Origin of the sequence: Bradyrhizobium sp. LA6.8 (genome assembly GCF_040547935.1) — a bacterium.
Classification (GTDB): domain Bacteria; phylum Pseudomonadota; class Alphaproteobacteria; order Rhizobiales; family Xanthobacteraceae; genus Bradyrhizobium; species Bradyrhizobium barranii.
Genome location: NZ_JBEPQQ010000009.1, coordinates 321,555 through 340,572 on the forward strand (window position 1 = coordinate 321,555; position 19,018 = coordinate 340,572).

A 19,018-nucleotide genomic window follows, 5' to 3' on the forward strand; every position below is an offset into this window, starting at 1 on the left:
ACTAACGAGCCACGTTTCGCCCGCCTCGTCGACTGAACGTGAATCGGGTCAGACGAGCATGTGCCCCTGGTGCGCGGGTCGGCCAATCCAGCTGGAAAATGTGTCGCGAAGACCCGGAAGTCTCCGCAAGGAAAGACTAGGACCGGGCTTACGTTCAGAATGGCCGATGCAGACTCGAACGGCATGCTTGAACACGGCGCTACACGATATCGGCTGAAATCTTCAGGGCAGGAAGAACATGAATGGCATTCCGCCGCCTTCCGGCTTGTTGCTTGCGCTGGCCTCGGGTCTTGCGGGTCTTGCAGGAGCAGCCTCCCTCTCCCTTCGTTCAAGTTTTGCGGACGGGGCCTGACGGACCTTGCGCTTCTCACATTCATCGTCGCCATTCAGAAAGTAACCCGCAGCGCAGGCAATCTTGACACAGCGATCGCCATCGCGCTTGAGGCCGGATCCGCAAATCAAAGGACAAACCCGCGCCGGCTTGAGCTTGATCGCATCGAGCGCATCGGCGCTCGCGGTCTTGGTATCGAACTTGGTGCCGGCGCTTTGATTGAACAGCTCAAGCGAGCGCCGCGACGCCGCATCCCACTCCCCACTGGCCGATCCCGTGAGGCAGCCGACCCGGCGCAATTCGGTTTGCACCGATTTTGCCAGCTCGGCTGGCGAAGGTGGCGGCACGGGAGCCTGTGGATTGGGGAGCGCTGCCACTTTTGTGTCCGTGTTTGCCTTCGCCTCTTGCGGCTGCCCTGTTGCTGATGGTGCAGCGTTCTTCGCGGCAGGTGCCGTTTCAGCCGCGACACGCCTTTGTTCGGCTTGAGCAGCCTGATGCTGCGCGGTTTCCTTGGCGGCCTCGGCGGCGGCCCGAGCTTCCTGCGCTGCCTTCAGATCCGACTCAGCCTTGGCAAGTTGCATCTGTTGTGCGCCCTCGTTCACGAGCCGCGCCTGCTCCTGCTCGGCCTGACGCGCCTTTTCGGCCGCAGCAACGCGCTTCTCCTCCGCATCGATTTTGGCGAGCTGAAGCTTTGCGAGACTTGCGTAGTAACCATCCGGATACTGGACGATGAAGAAGTTCAGTGCATCCTTGTTGCCAACCTGCAGCGCGAGCTCGTAGTCGCGCCGTATTTCGGATCGCAGCGTTGGCGATGGGGCGGCTTCCTTCGCGGCCTCCTTGGCTGGTTCTCCGGCTGGTTCCCTGGTTGGCCCCTTGGCTGTTTCCTTGGCTGTTTCCTTGGCGGGCACCAGCGGCACGTCGTCGCCGCCAAGCGTGCCGTAAACATAGGGCTCCTGCCGATTGCCCGTCGCTTTCATGACGTCGTCGCGAACGAAGCCGAACACTCTGCGCAAATCCAGACCCGGAGTCCCGATATATTTGACCAATGCGGCAGCGTAGGGACTGTTCTTGCTGTTGCCGTCCGACGCTGTCGAGCCAGCCTTGGCGGCGAAGGCAACCAGAGTATTCGCCGTCGCCGGCTCAATTCGGGCAAGGCCCCGGCTGATGGACCGCGAGCCGACCGTCCGTTTCATCTTTTCGGAGAAAGGATTGTTGCGGCAAGCGTCGAGGATCACAAGTCGCAGCTGCCTTGCCGGTTCAATGGCCAGCATGACGCGATCGAGCGAAAACGCCTCATCGTACACATCCGTATCGCGCTCAAGGGTGGCGTCGACCGGGATCAGGTAGTTCGTACCTTCGATCTCCATACCATGACCAGCGTAGTAGATGACGGCCACATCTGCGTCGCGAGCCTGATCGGCAAAATCGCGCAGCGTGCGCCGCATCTCGATCGCCTGAAGATCCTGGCGGGTTTGCACAACGTCAAAACCTGCGTTCTTTAGTGTCGCCTCGACAATCGCAGCGTCATTGACGGGATTCGAAAGTGGCGCCGCGTTTTTGTAGGCAGAATTGCCAATGACAAGTGCGACGCGATTCCCCGCCCATGCCGGCTGACAGAAGAAGAGCAGCAGCACAGGAAGAAGGAACAAGATTCGGCGCAAATTCACGAATCCGTGCAAACCCATGGCAGTACTACTGTTTAATTATGCGCTTTATCATTCGTGTCGCCACGACAGGTTCGGTTCAATGACAACTCGACGATCCGGAAGGTCCGCGGAATGTGGAACCGCATGGGACTGGCTGGTGTGGCCGCGCTCGGAGATGTGGCCAGCCAATTGACCTCTCCGGAGGCCTGGCGTCTAGTGAGGCAGATTTTGAGCGAGCGAGATCACTGCTGTGACTGACGCGAAGGTCGGCCAGGAGGGGACAGCGAGGAACCGGATCGCCGGCGGCGTCAATCCCTGGCTGGACTGGACCTCCAGGGTGGCCATCGTGATCGTCTATGGCGGGTCTGCTCTCATTGGCGCCGCCAGCATCCATCGCCTTCCGTTGGGCAGCGTGGACAACTTGCTGATGATCGCAGCCAGTATTGCCAACGTCCTGTTCCTTGGACTCGTTGCACTGACAACCATCACCCGCCTGGTCCCGACAATGAAGTCGAAGGGCGTTGAGATGCGGGTCTCGGCCTTGCTGGGCGCATTTCCGACCGTCGCACTCGCTTTTCTTCCGAAGGCAGAGCTCGGCCCGATCTGGTCGGCTCTGTCCACGACGTTGATCCTGGTGGGGATCTCGCTTTCTATCGTGGTACTCCGCTGGTTGGGCAAATCCTTCAGCATTCTACCGGAGGCGAGGCGCCTTGTGACGGAAGGGCCTTATCGAGTCGTCCGGCATCCCCTCTACCTATGTGAGGGGATTGCGTTGGTCGGTGTCACACTTCAGGTCCTTTCACCACTTGCCGTGCTCATCGCCATCGTGGTTGCGATGATTCAGTGCCGACGAATGATCAACGAAGAGCGGATTCTAAGACTGGCCTTCCCTGAATATGACGTCTATGCCGCGGCAACGCCTTTTCTGATCCCTGCAGGTCTGATCCCCGCGAGACTCGGGCGGCGAACTCATCAGGCCGGACCGGAGCTCTCGACCAAGGCGATCGATCCGCACGCCTGACACCGCGCTTCACGTCTCCTCGATGTGCGGCTCAGCGGAACTCGAGTTTGAACCACGCCGGAGGCCTTGTACCGCGCTGTCACGAGCAGCCCCCAGAAAAATAACCGTTTTATATCAATATCTTATATTGTGATCGCGCCCTCAGCAGAGCACTGGCGGGCGCCTATCATCCACATGAAACGGCGGACAGCGCCCGGCGCAATATCTTCCATACCTTTTGAACGCGTCCGCATTTCGCAACAACACATAGGAATGGATCGGGCTCGAGTTTGGTACTGTATGCAGATAGGCAGCCGCCGGTAGCGTACGAATTCAAAAGTCATTTCTTATGCGGCCATCTTCGCGACGTCACCATTCTACGGGCATAGGTTGGGTGTTCGCCATGAGAATGTACAGGCACCTTCGAGTTTTGCTTCTTCTCGCCGCTTCGCTTTTCCTGGCCTCTCAGCCAGCCTGGGCGACAAAGCGCGTGGCTTTGGTGGTCGGCAATTCCAACTATCAAAACGCCCCTCTGCTCCCAAACCCGGCCAACGACGCTGCGGCTATCACCGCGACCTTGAAGGGAGCAGGTTTCGATGTGGTTGACTCAAGACTTAACCTCGCCGCGACCGATATGCGGCGGGCCTTGAGAGAATTCGCCGATCAGGCCCGCAATGCCGACATAGCTCTGGTGTACTACGCCGGCCACGGTATCGAGATCGACGGGACAAACTATCTGATCCCGACCGACGCCAGACTCGAACGAGACACGGACATCTACGACGAAGCATTCTCGCTCGACCGCGTCCTGCTGGCGATTGAGCCTGCGAGGCAACTACGCGTGGTGATCGTCGACGCGTGCCGCAACAATCCGTTTGCCGATTCGATGAAACGTACAGTTGCCTCGCGATCGATCAGCCGCGGGCTGGCCAGGGTCGAGCCCACCGTCTCCAACACGCTGATCGCGTTTGCCGCGAAAGCGGGACTAACCGCACTCGATGGCAACAGCCAGAATAGTCCGTACGCGACGGCTCTCGTGAAGTACATCGCAAAGCCGGGGCTCGACTTGCGAAGGGCTTTCGGCTTCGTCCGCGACGATGTCTTGCAAGCCACGGGCAACCGACAGGAGCCCTATGTCTACGGCTCGCTCGGCGGCGAAGACGTTGCGCTTGTTCCGGCTACCAAGGCCGAGGAGCCGGTACAGGCGGCCAACCCCCAGTCGGAAATTCGACGTGATTACGAATTGGCCTTGCAGCTCCGCAACAAGCCTGCTCTGAACGCGTTCCTGACCCAACATCCGGACGGATACTACTCAAATCTGGCCAAGCTGCAGCTCAATCAGCTCGACGCCGAGGACGCACGCGTCGCGGCCACGGCGAAAGCGCAGGAGGCCGAGCAGCAGCGAGCTCGCCTGATGTCCCAGGGCGCCCAGCGTGCCGACCAGGAGAAGGCGGCCGCGGATCTGAAGGCTGCGGAAGAGGCCCGGATTGCGGCCGAGAAGACGAAGCAAGCGGCGCAGGAGCAGGCCGCCGAGGCGGAACGGAAACGTACTGCATCCGAATCTACAATCGTCGCTGCACTCTCCGGGAATAAGCCGGCTGTTGAGAGTACCGTCGCGGATAACCCAGCGGCCGCTACGCCCGCTGAGGACAGCAAGACGCCCAAGCTTGCCGCGCTGAGCGACGAGCCGCGCCAGACCGATATCGCAAAGGCCGATCTCTCCAAGTCCGTAGATATCGCCAAGTCTGTACAAGGCGAATTGAGCCGCGTCGGCTGCTTCACCGGCGCCGTCAATGGCCAATGGAATGCGGCCTCACAGCGCTCGTTGGCTCTCTTCAACCAGCACGCGGGAACCAAATTCGACGCCAAGCTCGCAAGTCTCGACGCGCTTGACGCAATCAAGCTCAAGCCGTCCCGGGTCTGTCCCCTGATCTGTGATCATGGCTACAAGGCTGACGGTGACCAGTGCAGCAGGATCACCTGTGCCGAGGGTTCGTTCCTCAACGACGACAATGAATGCGAGAAGCGACCCGGGAAGAAGCCGGTTGCAAAGCGCAACACCGACGAGCGTCCGTCACGTGCGGATCGTTCGGCACGCGAGAGGCCGGCGCCGGCAGCCGACGTTCCGCGGCGACAAGCAACTGCGAGGTCCGGCGGCGGCGGTGGTCAGGTCGTTTGCGATCAATCTCTGTGCCGTCAGGTCCGTAGTGGCTGCCACCTCGAATACCGTGGCGGCGGCGGCCCCGGGGGCAACGTGGGTAATGTCGAGTCCTGCAACTAGCAACGCGCAAGGCTGCCACGGCGTCATGGAAGGCCAGGAGGCCGCGCGGATCTTGGTGTCGAGAAGGTGTGACGGGCGGCAGAGCTTAACACTGGGTCATCCAGGTCCGTGCCTGGATTGGCCGAAGCGGAGCGACCTGCGTGGTTGCGTGTGAGCTTGAGCAAAAGGACGCCAACGCCTTTCCCGGGGTGACGCTCTTCACGAAGCGGCAGGCCCCCGGCATGAAGCCGACGGCGGTTTATCTTCCGCCAAAGCACCCAACATCTGCCACCAAGTTCGATGTCGTGATCTGGCTTCACGGCTTCTATGTCAAAAACCATGAATTCCTCTTCCACAGCGATCCAGCGCGCCTGCGCGAACAGGTCCGGGATTCCGGCAAGGACGTCGTGCTCATCGCGCCGTTCCTGGGCTACGAATATGCCGTTGGCGACACCTTTGCCGGAAACTACAGCGTGTCTGACCTGGCAACCGCGAACTGGGGCGAACGCTATATCGAGGAGATCCTTGGAGCTCTTGCCAGGTTCCTGGGTCTCTCCTCGACGTCCATTCCTCAGCTCCAGATCGGCAAGCTCATCATCGCATGCCACTCCGGCGGCGGTAACGGCATGCGCAATCTCGTCGGGAGCCTTGGAAAGTATCAGGGCAAGCTGACGGCCTGTTGGGGATTTGACTGCCTCTATGGTGCCAATGCGCGGCCCGATGATGCGACCTTCTGGTACCAATGGCTGTCCGGACAGAGCGGCCGGGCGCTCGAGATCGTGTATGGTCCATCAACTCTGCCGCAATCGGTGAAGCTGGACCTGATCGGGCGTGGGCTGGCGACGACCGATGGCAATCAAACTCAGCCTCAGCGCACTGCCCTCAAGAACCTCAGCGTAAGCTTGGGTCATCACGATCTATTCCCGGCATTTGGCCAGATGGTCAGGGTCAACGATCTTGACCCGGCTTTCGTGGATCGCTTCATGATACCGCAGGTCGCGGACCAGCCGCGGCATAAGCCAGCGCCGCAGCGCGGGGAATTCCTCCAGCACGCAATTTCCAACGTTCGCAGCGCTTTTCCCTTTCCAAAGGACATTCATTACATGATCGCCCGGGGTGGCTTTTTCAGCCGACTGAGCAAGCTATAACCCAAGCTTCACAGGACTCACTTGATGGAATAAGATTTGACGTCGAACGACCAATTGTTCGTCACCAGCTTTCCGCTGCTGTTGTCCGGCACGCGCAGCTCGCTGGTCCAGGCCGATAGATAGCTCAACGCGTCGGCCTGACCTTCCAGCTTGCGGGGCATATCAGGCAAATCGAGCAATTGCACGCGTCGCTCGCTCAGGATGGCGATCATCACTGCGGACCCCGTCGGCGGTGCGACGATATATTCAAAACCACGCTGTCGCGCCGTCGGGGCAGGAACGACAAATTCGACACCCGGCTTGACGAGATTGATGTCGCGTTCGTTCGACTGCGCCAATAGCTCGGGGGTCGGAAAGATCTGGGACATCCGCCCTTCCGCGTCGACGTCGACCAAAATGAGATATCCGGTCTTCCTGGCGGTGACGCCGAACGAGACCTTGCCGCCGACGTTGACGGTCTGGCTCGGCAGGATCTGAAGGGACACACTCGCGGTATTGGTCTGCCCGCGCACCGCTTGTACAGGCCAAAGCCAAACTGCGTACGTCGTGCCGACATGCAACGACGCCGTCGGCAATGGTGCTGCGGGCGCGGCTCCGCTACCCGCCAGTAGCAGCAGGAATGCGAGCCATGGTCGCGCCTGGCGGATCGGCTGCGATGACGGCATGGCCTGCTCCCCTAAGACTCAGGGAGCACTGAAGAAGCCGATCGAGGCGATTCGCGCGTCTGCGGGCAAGTAACGCTCGAGACTCTTGATCACTTGCCCCGAGGCGCGACGCCGGTTGAACTGCATTAGGGCTGTCTCAAGATCTACCATGCGTTGCTGCGAGGTCACCGCAACGATCTGTTCCGCACCGAACGGCTCGCCGACCCTGAGCGGTAGGCGCAAACTCGCCGATCGGGCCAGCGCCGCATCAGAACCCACCGGATACAACAATTGGATGGTGCCATCGCCAGACACATTGAACAGCAGCACCGCCCTTGACGCCACATCAGACAGGTCAACTTCGACGGTCTGGCCAGCACGCTGTTGGCGATCGTCTGGCCAGATGCGCATGATCTGCGGCGACCGGGTCGCAATGCGTTTCAGTTCACGAATTGCCGCTGTCCGGTCGACTACCGTCGGCAGGTTTGCAACGTCGATCCCGTAGGCGACCACGTCGCCCCACGCGATCACGTCGTGCGACACGGGATCCCAGATCAGGTCGGGATTGTCCGTCGGTTGGACCGCCTGCACGGGAACATCTTTTGGCTTCACGCTTGCAAAATAGCTCGTCTTGCCGTCGAGCGCCGCCAGCCGGATTGGTGCAGCGAGGCGGAGAGGCCCCGGCGCGTCGCCGGCCGGAAGTTCCTTGGTTGCCGCCGCGGCAAGGGTCGGAATGGTTGGTGCCTTGGCCGTGACAGACGGCGGCGCGGGCGCCTGTCCCTCGATGGCCCCGGATCCGGCCGGCCCAGAGGCCGCTCTCGCGGCCGGCCCCTGAATCAGCACGACACCGCGCGTCAATTCGAAGGCGACGTCGGTATCCGGCGTCTGAGGCGGCGATGATACGGTCACGATGTTCTGGCGCTGGTCCGAGAGCTGATAGACCACCTGTCGAACATTGCTGAAGAGCTCCTTGAGCGTCACCTTCCCATCGTGATTGATGTCTGCGCTCCCTTCCACCGCCCGCGCGACCGCATAGCTGAGAGCCCCGCGCAGGCCATCGATGCCAGGGATGCGGACTTCCGGCGCCTTGGTGTAGCGGTCCACCGCAGCCAGGAACGCCGTGTGGTCAAGATCGAGTTCTGACTTCGGATCGTTGCTGTCCGACACCGGCTTCAGTTCGTCGACCAGCAACGTGTAGCGCGGGACCTGCCGGAAGCTCATCTCAGCGGCACGCGGATCGATATCGCGCACCATACCGCCGCCGTGGCAGGTATCAGCCACGAAGATCACCCTCGCCCCGCGCAGCTCGAACTGCCGGATGAAATGGTTGAACTCACTGCCCAGAACACGTTCAACCGACCCGGTTGGCGTAGTTTCAAAGCCTGGCAGCAGGAACACGTTTTCCATTCCGTCCGGCTCCGAGCCCTTGACGCGCTCCGGTTCCTGGGTGCCATGACCGGCGATCGACAGAAAGATGAGGTCGTTGTTCTTGGTCCGCTCCACCAGTGCACTGATCTCGCGCAGGACGCTTGCCCTGTCGGCCTGGGCGTTCGTCAGTACGACGACGTCGCCAACCCCCATGTTTTTCAAGCTGGTCACGATGTCAGTGGCGTCAGCGACCGCGCCCTTCAATTTCCGCACGTGCTGATAATCATCGATCCCGATCACGAGCGCGCGCACCGCCGCACCGTCCGGATTGCTGATCGACAGTCCTCCTGCCGCATATGCGTGAGGGGCTATCAGCCCGATCAGCGCGGCGAGCCCGATGGTGGCGCATAGCCGCCTGATCCTGCAATCAAATCCTCTGGGCATCCGCATCGTGATCCACCTCGACATCATGCCTACCCATTTTGTAGCTCTGGCGACACACCGGGTTCAGCGCCTTTTGCTTGCCGTTTTGCGGCCCGCCGGCGATTGTTCGGTCTCCTGATAGGCGCTCGCTGAAACTGCCGTCTGATCGTCCGCGAAGGCTCGAAAGCGGACCGGAACGTAGCCGCGCGAAAGCAGGCTCGCCAACGGATAGACGTTGCGGCAGACGCGGCCGTTGCAGCCACCGGTCGAGGATTCCATCACCTCGGCCTTGCGATCCGGCGTGAATCGCAGGAACAACATCACGTGCGAGCCCGGCTTGTTCAGCGCATCGCCGGGCCTCAGGTCCCAGGGATTTGCCACGGGGGCTGCGATCGCCGGGATAGCGGCGGTCGTGTAGTGGACGGACAGCCCCCACGCGGCGCTGACGAAGGCCGAACAGTCGACGCCAGCCACATCCGGCCGTGGCGCATTGCGAGTGCACACATTGCCAGCCAGCGTTCCGCTCTCGATCCGCTGCCGGAAGTTCGCGAGCGAACCGTGGCAGCCCCAGCAATAGGGTACGCCGCGGACCTCCTGGTTCACCTTTCCCTGCAGATACCACGGCCGACGAACACGGCTGAAGCCGCTGCATTGGCTGTCGGGATCGTTGCCGTAATTCGCCTGCGTCAGCTTCCACTGGATGCCCTCGAACGCAAACGCTGTCTCGATCGCCTGCTGGCGATTGGACGGTCTCACGGCGGCCGACGCGTCGAATTTGACGCCGGATTGCGGTGCTGGCGCGGCTGCCGTTCGCGACGGCCGCACGTCGATAATCGAAGCGTTGGTCAGAGGCCTGAAGCCCACGCCGACCACTTCAATACCGTCCGGCTTGGTCCGCAGGAAATAGACATCGCCATCGCCCGAAACCGTGACGAACCGCCGGGTCAGCGGCGTGTTTTCCAAAGGAAGCTCATAGATTCCTTCGAGACGCCCGTTCGCGGCATAGCGTGCGACGAACGTGGAGGCATTCTTTCCCGATGGCGGAACGTCCTCCGCCAACACATAGAAGCGGTCACTGTTGTCAATTTCGAGAAACTCTACCGTGCCGAGCTGGTTGCGCACCCGCAGGCCGAGCTGGCCGATCGTCTCGTTGGTGACCATGGTCTGGATTTCGACCCGTACGCTGGCATTGCCCTTGTCCGGAATGATGTCGGCGATCACCGAGCCCTTGCTTCGAGTAGCAACGTATTGCCGGTCGGGCTGCCGCGTTGTCTTGATGATGGCCGCGCGGGTGTTCTGGTCGAGCAGGTCGGTCGCGCTGCCTGGCGCCTGTGATCCCATCTGGGCAAAAGCCGAGACGGTGACCTGGTCGTCCGTGCCGCGGCTCGATACCTCTTCAAGCTGGATCACATCACCACCGAGGCCGCGCGTGGATTGCCCCGGCGCCGCCTTCAGCGTCCGTACGCCGCCGTCCCAAACCATGATGTCGTCGTTGTGGACGACAAGATCCGTCGGCTGGACGTCTTTCGGCATGTTGAGGACGTCAGGATCTGAGCTCGGCTGTTTCGGATCAAATTGGAGGATGCGACCGTTGATCTGATCGAGCACAAACAGGTTGCCCTGCCCGTCGGCGCTGAGTGCTTGCGGTCCCGCGAGTTCCACGTCCTCGCTGGCCGGGACGATGCCGACCATGGAAGCAGCCGAACCGCCGGCAAAGCTGCGTACGACGGTATCGTCGGCGTACGCCTTGGTTCCAAGAATGCCAGCGCCAACGATGAAGACCCAGATCCAATGATTTGGACGAAGCATGTTCGCCTCAATGTACCCCGAACCGATCGCCGCGTCGGATCGACTAATCCGAGATGCCGTTGATGCGGCGCGTCAATTAGTGGTGAGCAATCTCAATCACGTTCAATCTATCACTGGACGGTGATAGTCCGAATGTCTTCAGCTTGCGGTGCAAAACATGGCCCGGAATAGATTTGAGCAGGTGAGCGAAGTCCAGCCCGACGCGATCACGCTTGTCCTGAAACGCGACAATGACGGTATCTCCGGATCGATCGTGCTGCCGGCCGCCGCGAGCGGGGGACGGCTGACCACCGACCAGGTCAGCGCGCAGTTGCCGGCTCAGGATGCTTTTCGCGGCGCGATCCGGCTGGCAAACGACGTAAAGCTCGCGCTCGTAGTGTGCGATCCAGACGGGGTCTGGAAGTCCGAGTGGGGCGATCTTTATCAGCCGATCGAATGACCCGCATCGGATGGAACCAGCATATGCTGCGACGCCGCATCGAGACGAGCTTGCCGAACGGACCCTCCCCCCGACCATCGTTCTGGATACGGGCCTTGATGGTCGCGCTGCTGGCTGCGACGGGCTGGCCGGCACGCGCCAACGACTCGGCTGCGGAATTGTCGATCGGCGGGCTCCAGTTCGTACGCACCAATGACGTGGCCATGGAGAGCGAGAACCTTCGTATCGCGCTCGACAGGATTAGCGTTCGCTACCAATTCGCCAACGTCACCGCCAAGCCGGTCACGCTTACCGTTGCCTTCCCGCTGCCCGACATCGACCTGTCGGAGGCTGAGAACATCGCACTGCCGTCAAATGATCCGATCAACTTCGTCGACTTCGAGACCAAGGTCGATGGCAGCCCGGCGCCGCTGACCGTCGATCAGCGCGCCATGGTCGGCAACAGGGATGTCAGTGCCCTGCTCCGCGAACTCAAGTTGCCGCTGCTGCCGATTGGTAGCCGCGAGATCCGGGTGACGGACCTGCCCGAGGCGACCCGGGCCCGGCTCGTGGACGACGGACTTCTGATGCCTGCCGGAATGAGCGACAACGGTCGGCAGCAGTACGCGCCAAGTTGGGTTATCAAGACCTCGGCTGTGCGCCAGCAGGTGTTTCCGTCCATGCGCACCGTCTTGGTCGAACACCAGTACCGGCCGAGCGTCGGCTCCAGTCCCGACACCATCCTGCGCTCGAGCCTGCGCCGCAGCGGCGCACTCGCTCAGGAAGTCGCCCGTTACCGGAAAGAGTACTGCGTCCAGGACACGTTCCTCGCCGAACTCGACAAGCGCGCGGGCAGTAACCAGACCAACAGCGCGAAGCTGCAGGAGCGGCGCATATCGTATGTGCTCAAGACCGGCGCGAATTGGGCCGGGCCGATCCGCTCGTTCAAACTGACTATCGACCCAGGCGGCAGCGACCGTTTGGTGAGCTTCTGTCCTGGGCGGCTAAAGGCATCGTCTGCTACTGGAAACATGCTTGAATATACGGCAAGCGACTTCAAGCCGGATGCCGACCTGAAAATCCTGGTGATCGGAACATTCTGAGCGTGCCGGTCAATTGGTGAGCAGCACGTAGCGCGCGGCCGCGATGACAGTCACCTTGTTGCGCTGAGCCTCGCTTAGCGCCTGCAGAAAGAACGTGTCGGCAGCCATCGGTCGCGGCTGGCGCAATGAGTCCAGAACCTGCGGAACCGCCACGACCAACAGCAATTGCGGACCGCTCGCGCGCGCTGTCGGGAGCGTAAACGAAAGTGAGTCGATGCCCGGTTTCAGAAGGTAAGAGAGGCTCTGGACTTCGCCGCGATCCGACACCATGAGCAGCTCCACCACGCGGTTGGCAAAGTTCTCAATGGTCCCATTGAGGGTTTCACCGCCCTTCAGCTCTGTCGCTGACAGGGTGATGCGTGGCATTCGCGCCTGATCGCTCCCGACCTGACTCAAGAACTTGACGGCTGGGCATTGCGCCTGGGTCACTTGCCTGACGCCGACCGAAGCTTCGAAACCCTGCTCACGCCGAAACGCTTTGTCGAAAGTGTCGAATGGGGCGGTCGAGGCACCGAACCCTTCGATGACAGCCGCATTTGGGCTCACAGCAATCGGCAAGACAAAGAAGCAGTCACCGCCAGGATATTGGGCCACGTATTTGCGGATGCGCTCAGCTCGCCCCGGCCCATCGAGTGCCGGAGACGGCGTTGCCGTCGGCTGCGTGGACAACTTCTCTGTCTCTTGGCGTCCGGGCTGTGGTCCAGCGGGCTCGACCTTCGGCGGCACCATTGTTCCAGCGAGTTTCGGAGGTGGCGGCAAGACCGCAGTGCCGGGCGCTGACCAGACCAGCTTGTAGAAGGCATATCCACCACCGCCGACCAGCAGCAAAAATGCCGCCACGCCCGCCCCCAGCCAGAGGCCGCGCGCGCTCCGCGCGGTCGACGGCATCCTGTCCTGCGACGCCGGCGCCGCGCTTTCCGGCCGCCGTAGCGGATCGAAGCCATATAACGGCGCGGCCGGTGTCTGGGCCGAACCGGTTGGCGTCCAGTTGGCGACCTCCCCCATGGTCGGGCGCAATGCCGGATCAGGCTGCAGCATCCGCTCCAGCAAAGGCCGGATTCGCATATCAACCGCACCGAGATCGGGCACACGCCGGCGCTTCTCCACCAGTTGAAACTGGCTGCCGCCCATGTCGAGCTTCTGTCCGGTCAGCGCATGGAACAGCACAAGACCGAAGCTGTAGACATCGGATTTCGCAGTCACGTCATTGCCGTACAACCCAACCTGTTCCGGCGATGCGTAATTGTCCTTGCCGGCGAAGCCCGAGCCGATGATGGTCTTGTCACCCATCTGGGTCGACCGCGCGATGCCGAAGTCGATGATCTTGGCCCGCCTGACGTCGTCGAGCGGAACGATGATGTTGTCCGGAGAAACGTCACGATGGATGATGCCGTGCTCATGGGCGGCCTCCAGTCCCGATGCGACGCGCTGCATCAGCCTGATCAGCGCCTCGAAGGTCAACGGCCCATCATCGAGCATGTTCGAGAGCGAGCGGCCATTCACGAATTCCATCGCGAGATAAGGTCGCTGCAGCACCGGCTCCACGGTAAACAGGAAGTAGCGAACGATCGCGTCATGCGGAAGATTGTGGAGTGCCGCGGCCTCTCGACGGAACAGCGCGAGCGCCGCCTCGTTTTCAACCATGTCGGGCAGCAGCATTTTCACCGCAACAGGCGATCCAGTCTGGATCTCACGGCATTTGTAGACCTCACCCATGCCGCCCGCGCCGATCACCGCTTCGATCTCGTAAATGCCGTTGAGACGCGTGCCGGGCGGCACGCCGTGATAGGACGATCGGAACGGATCGTTCGGGGTCATGGTTGCGGCTCCCGATTGAGCGGAGATCTTGTCGCCTCCTGAGATCGTGACGTCAGCAGTCGCACGATCACAATCGTCACGTTGTCAAGTCCGCCACGATCAAGAGCCAGCGCGAGCATATCATCGCAAGCCGCCTGGGCGCGTCGCGTAGCCGCGTGCTGCAGGATCTCGTCGTCCTGCACGTGCCTGGTCAGGCCGTCGCTGCAGATCACGAAGATATCCTCCGGCTCGGCCGGGCCTGTCACCACCTCAAATTCCGGATCATCGGCGACACCGACGGCACGAGTAATGGCATTGCTCGGCCAATCATTCACGTCTTCGCGCGACAGTGCACCTTCGGCGATCAGTTCCTCCAGTTCGCTGTGATCATGCGACACTTGGCTAATTGCGCCACGACTGATCAGGTAGACCCGGCTGTCACCCGCCCATATACAGGCATAGTAGCTATCGCGAACGAGCAGAACCGCCGCTGTGGTCCCGACGGTGGCACCCTGTCGCTCATGACTTAGCGCCAGTATCTGCTGGTTTGCGCTGAACAGCCGCTCCTCGCATTCCGCCAGCAGGTCTGCGGCTGATTCTGGCGTGCCGATCGCGTCAAGCGACTGCACGACAATGCGACTGGCGAGATCGCCGGCTTCGTGACCACCCATACCGTCGGCGACCGCCCAAAGGCCGACGTCGGTTCGTACCAAACATGAATCCTCGTTCCGCTCCCGCACCCGTCCAGCATGGGTGACGCTACCAACATCGAACAAGGATGGAATATGCACCATCGCGTGTTATCCATTCCCGGATGCCGCGTGGCCGAGATCACCGGTCAGCAGCGTGATGTAGTGAAACGGATCTGGTAATCCGCGGCAACTCAGCGCCATTGGCGGAAAGCCTTCCCCTCCGGCGGTCCACCAGAAGCTAGCCGCGGCGTAGACCTGTGGGTTGGCGGCGCAAAGTGCTGCAAACGACCCCGCGAAGGCGTCGACCGCCGAGGCCCTTCCCATTGCCGCAGTACCCAGCGACGTGATCGGCGGATCGCCGGCGATGGTCTCCTGCAGTCGTGGCACCGCAAGCCGATCCAGTGCATCGGAGATCTGCTCGAAGGTTGCGGCCCGATCCAGGGTCGAAAGCATGAACGCTTCCACTTGCCCGAACCATTCGTCCTGCGGATCAATGCTCGGCGGCGGCAGCGAGACGGCCTCGCCGGTCACCGCATGCAGGGTCAAGGGATAGTATCGCCCCACCCCATCGAGCGAAGGCATGATCGCACCCGCCACTGTCGTGCCGCAGATCGCGGCGCCGAGCCAAAACCGCCAGACCGGAGCGGTCAGAAAGGCCTGCTGCCACCCTGGGCCAAGCTGGTGGCGACTTGCTGACAGCGCGGCCTGTACCCACGGCTCCCAGGCTTCCAGGAAGCTGCGCGGGGTCGCGATCGCGATGAAATCGCGCTTGGCGCCGACTTTGCCGAATAGCCCGCAACGCATGGTCATATCCCGGTCGGGCAACGAAACTCGCGCAGCACTGACAGGTTCAGCGGGTTGCGCAACGACCCAGTTGAAATTTGATAGTTGAGCTCGCGCCCCGCGACGATGAAAGTCGCGCTGGCCGTTTCCGCTTTCACGACCAACGAGCCCGCCTCTAGCATCCGAAATAACGACCAGGGACCAATGCGCTCGAGCACGGATGGCGCGCCGGTGTCGTTACTGACTGAAATTGCCGTTCGCGGCGCTGGGCCCGGCCATAGGACGGTCGTTGGCGAGTTGCTCTGAGGCGGTGGTGGTGGCGGTGGTGGCGGTTGCGGACCGCCGAACAAGGACGACGTGGCCGGTCCGGGAATGGTTGGGCTCGCAATCGTGGTGCCGCCGATCTCGGTCTTAACGGTCACGCCTGGCCCCGGTGCCCCAGGAGGCCGGATCGCGAAAGAAACGGCGGGCACACCGCCGCCCGTCTGGAAGAACGCATCCCGGATATAGGCCGCATTCTGGAATTGTTTGAGCGTGTCGGGCGAGAACGACCGACCAACGGGGCTCTCCTTGCGCCAAGCCCAGTCCGACCGCGACGTGTCGGCATAAGGTGCCAGGTACTGGGTGAAGAACTTGTCCATAACGCCATTCGGACTGAACAATTTGGCAAAATCCGCCAGCGGGACTTCCTGGCCGCTGCTGCGGACAAACGGGTAGCGGTTGGTCACGGTCTGTTGGCAGACCGGCGTGACCTGATCGCGCAACGTCTGCAGGATTTGCCCGGCGGTTGAAGCCGCGATGCTGCCTTCGAACTCCGCGGCTGCTGCGCGCAGCATGTCGGAGAATGGCGGCGGCATGCGCGAGGCATTGTTGCGGAGCGCTGCGACCTGGGTCTGAAGTGCAGCCGTGGCCTGTGCTGTCAGTTGGGGATTCTCGATGATCAACGTCAGGTTCTGCGCGATGTCGTTCAGGTTCGCGACGGTCGAGTCGATCGGCCGGCGGGTGCTCTCGCCTTCGAGCGCCGCGTGGTAAGGTTTGAACTGCGCCTCGATCGTCGCGCCAGGCGGTCCATCCTGGGCATTCGTGAAGAGTGCCGGCGCCGGTGCGGCAGCTGGCGCCGAAGCGTTCGCCGGCTTCGCCCGTTCCTTGGTCAGCACCGTCTCGTCGCGCACCGATTCCAGAATTTGCCGCATCGGCGAGGTCGGCGCCGAAAGCGCCCGCAGCACCTCGTATTTCGGCTTGTCGGCGAGCAGCTTCTTCAGGCGCAGGCTCCCGAGCGCCGTTCGCCAGGTCGTCACGAAATCGTTGGAGTAGATGTTGAGCAGATCGCCGGCCAGATTGTCGTACTGCTGGTCGATGGCCGACTGCTGGCCTGCATCACCCAACACCCATCGCTCCCGCTTCATCCGCTCAGACAATCCGGACAGCCGGGCGACGAACTTCTGATGGAAGCCGTTATACGTGAAGAACTCAGGTACCCGCACCGCGTCCAAAGGCTGCCCCGTCGTGGTTTCGAACACGACACCCATGTCGGGTCCGCCATGGCGGCCAGCGATCCAGTCGCCAGCGGTCGATGCGCGCGCCTCCGATTTCAGAAACTCGTAGGCACGTTGCGACACGCTCAGGCGCGCCAAGGAGCTCTGGGCCTGCTTGATCAACCGGCCGTCGAGTTCGACCAGCGGCGGCTGCTCGGTCTCGAGGTCGAACATTGCCACGAGGTTCTCGTCGAGCAGACGCCGCCCTTCCGCGTTGGTGGCGCCAGGATAGAGGTTGTCCGCCCAGTCACGTTGCATCCAGGAGCGGATCAGCTCGCGGTCCGGCGACTGCAGGCCGCCGACCATCAGATAGACCTTGAGCGCCTCGTAGACGAAGGCAGGTTCGTTGATGCGCGCATTGAGCTGCTCCTCGAGGCGATACAGCAGGCGCGGCCGGAACATGCGCTCAAGCGCCGTATGATAGGCCGCCTTCGAGGGCGACAGCAGCCGGGCGTGCTGACTGAGCCCGTAGCGAGCCGACAGAGGCACCGACTCGCCGCGCGATCCGTAACCTGCCGGGGCGTTACGCAGCCGGTAGAGTAGCGGCAGCACCTTGTCGAGATCATGATCGGCAATCAGCGTCTGCTTGATAAGTGGTGCGCCGGCGGCCGCATACTCGCTATCCGCCTGCAGGCTTTGCTCGATCAAATCGGAGTTCCGCTTGTAGCTCATCAGCCAGGCTGCGATCAGTCCGATCGAGACCAGGCCGATCAACGACAGGGCCGCGGTTTTCAGGATCAGCGCGCGGCGCACCGCGGCACGATCGGTCGAGACCCAGTCGGCCTCGCCGATGATGACCTTGGAAATCAGATCGGCGAGGAAGAAGCTCTTGCCCGTGCCCGAATAGGATCCGGAACCGACCTCCTCAGCGCCGAACGTACGTGCCAGCGACCCGATCAATTGGTCGATCGGCGTGCCCTGCTGCGTACCCGAGGTGAAGTAGAAACCGCGCAGGTTCGCGTTCACGTGATAGCGCGTCGGCTCGAAGATCTGGTTGAGGAAGTCGTGGATCTGGGGCTTGAGCCGCGCCATCTGCGCCGGAAAGCCGAATAATTGCACGCGGTGCTGGGGCGTCGGCTCGTCCTGCAGACGGTCGAGCGTCTCCTCGCTCAGGCGCTCCAGCAGACGGTCGAACTCGACCGGGATCTGCCCCACCAGATTCTGGGTCTTGTCTGCAGTCTGGAACGTAGCACCCCAGACCTGGCGGCGGCCGGCCTCGCCGAGATAGGCGAAATACTCGGTGAAGCCGGCAACGAGATCGGCTTTGGTAAATAGCGCGTAGACCGGGAAGCTGACCTTGAGCCTCTGATGCAACTCGAGCAGGCGCATCCTGATGGCATCGGCGTGAAGTGCGAGTTCCTGCTTCGGCAGCGTCAGGATGTCTTCGATACTGATGGCGACAAGGACGCCGTTGATCGGCTGGCGCGACCGGCTTTTCTTCAGGTTGTCCAGGAACGCCAGCCAGCTGTCCTTGTCGGCCTTGCTGTTGGAGTCCTGGGTGGTGTAGCGGCCGGCGGTATCGATCAGCACCGCCTCCTCGGTAAACCACCAATCGCAGTAGCGCGTACCGCCGACCCCCGCGATCGCTGCGGGCGTCGCCCCGCGAGCGAGCGGAAATTTGAGTCCGGAATTGACCAGCGCCGTGGTCTTGCCGGCGCCGGGCGGACCGATGATGACGTACCACGGCAGATCGTAGAGATAGCCCGACTTGTTGCCGCTGGCGGTCTTCAGCGTCGCGAGCGCATCCTTCATGCGCTCCTTGAGCACCGGTTCATCGCTGACGGGCTGGTCCGCACCAGCGATGCCATCGGCAATCTCCTTGGCACTCTTGCGCCGCTTGAACAGATTGAGGCCAACGATGCCTGCCACGACCGTGGTGAGCAGCAGAATGGCGATCTGCCGGACGATATGGTTCTCCAGCGGCCGCCAGTCGCCGAACGCGATGAAGGGACCGGCGAGATAGATCACCGCTCCGAGCGAGCTGAGCCCTACTCCGTAGAGAACGATGCGAAGAATGTCCTTGGCAAGCATCTAACCGTACCTGTCGCAAACCACCTGACC

The 19,018-nt window shown here is 61.9% G+C and carries 13 protein-coding genes; 5 read left to right on the forward strand and 8 right to left on the reverse strand.

What is annotated here, in order from left to right; genetic code table 11:
- Nucleotides 1-222: 222 nt before the first annotated feature.
- Nucleotides 223-2,016 carry a caspase family protein gene (locus ABIA90_RS35670; protein ID WP_354120295.1) on the reverse strand — a complete coding sequence of 598 codons (1,794 nt, stop codon included), beginning with the start codon at nt 2,014-2,016 and terminating at the stop codon, nt 223-225.
- A 211-nt stretch (nt 2,017-2,227) separates the two neighbouring features.
- Here ABIA90_RS35670 and ABIA90_RS35675 point away from each other — a divergent pair, with 211 nt between their 5' ends.
- From ABIA90_RS35675 to ABIA90_RS35685, 3 genes are all read left to right on the forward strand, one after another.
- Nucleotides 2,228-2,998, forward strand: a complete 771-nt coding sequence (locus ABIA90_RS35675) for a methyltransferase family protein (RefSeq protein WP_259256500.1) — start codon at nt 2,228-2,230, stop codon at nt 2,996-2,998.
- Between the two features lie 388 nt (nt 2,999-3,386).
- The gene (locus ABIA90_RS35680; protein ID WP_354120492.1) at nt 3,387-5,258 is read left to right on the forward strand and encodes a caspase family protein; all 1,872 of its coding nucleotides are present in this window, start codon (nt 3,387-3,389) and stop codon (nt 5,256-5,258) included.
- A 140-nt stretch (nt 5,259-5,398) separates the two neighbouring features.
- Entirely contained in the window at nt 5,399-6,385 is a 987-nt protein-coding gene (locus ABIA90_RS35685; RefSeq protein ID WP_259256499.1) for an alpha/beta hydrolase family protein, read from the forward strand.
- Between the two features lie 17 nt (nt 6,386-6,402).
- Here ABIA90_RS35685 and ABIA90_RS35690 read toward each other — a convergent pair whose 3' ends face one another.
- Genes ABIA90_RS35690 through ABIA90_RS35700 form a run of 3 tightly spaced genes read right to left on the reverse strand, consistent with a single transcriptional unit; the run spans nt 6,403 to nt 10,629 of the window.
- Nucleotides 6,403-7,050, reverse strand: coding sequence for a DUF4384 domain-containing protein (locus ABIA90_RS35690; RefSeq protein ID WP_259256498.1), 648 nt, complete (start codon nt 7,048-7,050; stop codon nt 6,403-6,405).
- A gap of 18 nt (nt 7,051-7,068) precedes the next feature.
- A complete protein-coding gene (locus ABIA90_RS35695) occupies nt 7,069-8,847 on the reverse strand; it encodes a caspase family protein (protein ID WP_354120294.1) in 1,779 nt (592 codons plus the stop codon).
- Between the two features lie 57 nt (nt 8,848-8,904).
- On the reverse strand, nt 8,905-10,629 hold the full coding sequence (locus ABIA90_RS35700) for an NHL repeat-containing protein (RefSeq protein WP_354120293.1): 1,725 nt from the start codon (nt 10,627-10,629) through the stop codon (nt 8,905-8,907).
- Between the two features lie 157 nt (nt 10,630-10,786).
- On the opposite strand from ABIA90_RS35700, the gene ABIA90_RS35705 reads away from it, so the two are divergent.
- Both ABIA90_RS35705 and ABIA90_RS35710 read left to right on the forward strand, forming a co-directional pair.
- Nucleotides 10,787-11,068 carry a hypothetical protein gene (locus ABIA90_RS35705; RefSeq protein ID WP_166343409.1) on the forward strand — a complete coding sequence of 94 codons (282 nt, stop codon included), beginning with the start codon at nt 10,787-10,789 and terminating at the stop codon, nt 11,066-11,068.
- A gap of 98 nt (nt 11,069-11,166) precedes the next feature.
- The gene (locus tag ABIA90_RS35710) at nt 11,167-12,150 is read left to right on the forward strand and encodes a DUF4424 domain-containing protein (RefSeq protein WP_354120491.1); all 984 of its coding nucleotides are present in this window, start codon (nt 11,167-11,169) and stop codon (nt 12,148-12,150) included.
- A 9-nt stretch (nt 12,151-12,159) separates the two neighbouring features.
- Here ABIA90_RS35710 and ABIA90_RS35715 read toward each other — a convergent pair whose 3' ends face one another.
- The 4 genes from ABIA90_RS35715 to tssM are packed head-to-tail and all read right to left on the reverse strand — an operon-like array spanning nt 12,160 to nt 18,988.
- Nucleotides 12,160-13,968, reverse strand: a complete 1,809-nt coding sequence (locus ABIA90_RS35715; RefSeq protein WP_354120292.1) for a serine/threonine-protein kinase — start codon at nt 13,966-13,968, stop codon at nt 12,160-12,162.
- On the reverse strand, nt 13,965-14,741 hold the full coding sequence (locus ABIA90_RS35720; RefSeq protein ID WP_354120291.1) for a PP2C family protein-serine/threonine phosphatase: 777 nt from the start codon (nt 14,739-14,741) through the stop codon (nt 13,965-13,967). The genes ABIA90_RS35715 and ABIA90_RS35720 overlap by 4 nt, the downstream gene beginning before the upstream one ends.
- A 6-nt stretch (nt 14,742-14,747) precedes the next feature.
- Nucleotides 14,748-15,449, reverse strand: a complete 702-nt coding sequence (gene tagF, locus ABIA90_RS35725; RefSeq protein ID WP_354120290.1) for a type VI secretion system-associated protein TagF — start codon at nt 15,447-15,449, stop codon at nt 14,748-14,750.
- Nucleotides 15,446-18,988, reverse strand: coding sequence for a type VI secretion system membrane subunit TssM (gene tssM, locus ABIA90_RS35730; RefSeq protein WP_354120289.1), 3,543 nt, complete (start codon nt 18,986-18,988; stop codon nt 15,446-15,448). Before tssM ends, tagF begins: the two co-directional genes overlap by 4 nt.
- Nucleotides 18,989-19,018 lie beyond the last annotated feature (30 nt).

Excerpts from the sequence above, each read along its gene's own strand:
- ABIA90_RS35670 (WP_354120295.1), bottom strand. The coding sequence starts at position 2,016 with ATGGGTTTGCACGGATTCGTGAATTTGCGCCGAATCTTGTTCCTTCTT.
- ABIA90_RS35680 (WP_354120492.1), top strand. The coding sequence starts at position 3,387 with ATGTACAGGCACCTTCGAGTTTTGCTTCTTCTCGCCGCTTCGCTTTTC.
- ABIA90_RS35690 (WP_259256498.1), bottom strand. The coding sequence starts at position 7,050 with ATGCCGTCATCGCAGCCGATCCGCCAGGCGCGACCATGGCTCGCATTC.
- ABIA90_RS35695 (WP_354120294.1), bottom strand. The coding sequence starts at position 8,847 with ATGCGGATGCCCAGAGGATTTGATTGCAGGATCAGGCGGCTATGCGCC.
- ABIA90_RS35700 (WP_354120293.1), bottom strand. The coding sequence starts at position 10,629 with ATGCTTCGTCCAAATCATTGGATCTGGGTCTTCATCGTTGGCGCTGGC.
- ABIA90_RS35705 (WP_166343409.1), top strand. The coding sequence starts at position 10,787 with ATGGCCCGGAATAGATTTGAGCAGGTGAGCGAAGTCCAGCCCGACGCG.
- ABIA90_RS35710 (WP_354120491.1), top strand. The coding sequence starts at position 11,167 with ATGGTCGCGCTGCTGGCTGCGACGGGCTGGCCGGCACGCGCCAACGAC.
- ABIA90_RS35715 (WP_354120292.1), bottom strand. The coding sequence starts at position 13,968 with ATGACCCCGAACGATCCGTTCCGATCGTCCTATCACGGCGTGCCGCCC.
- ABIA90_RS35720 (WP_354120291.1), bottom strand. The coding sequence starts at position 14,741 with ATGGTGCATATTCCATCCTTGTTCGATGTTGGTAGCGTCACCCATGCT.
- tagF (WP_354120290.1), bottom strand. The coding sequence starts at position 15,449 with ATGACCATGCGTTGCGGGCTATTCGGCAAAGTCGGCGCCAAGCGCGAT.
- tssM (WP_354120289.1), bottom strand. The coding sequence starts at position 18,988 with ATGCTTGCCAAGGACATTCTTCGCATCGTTCTCTACGGAGTAGGGCTC.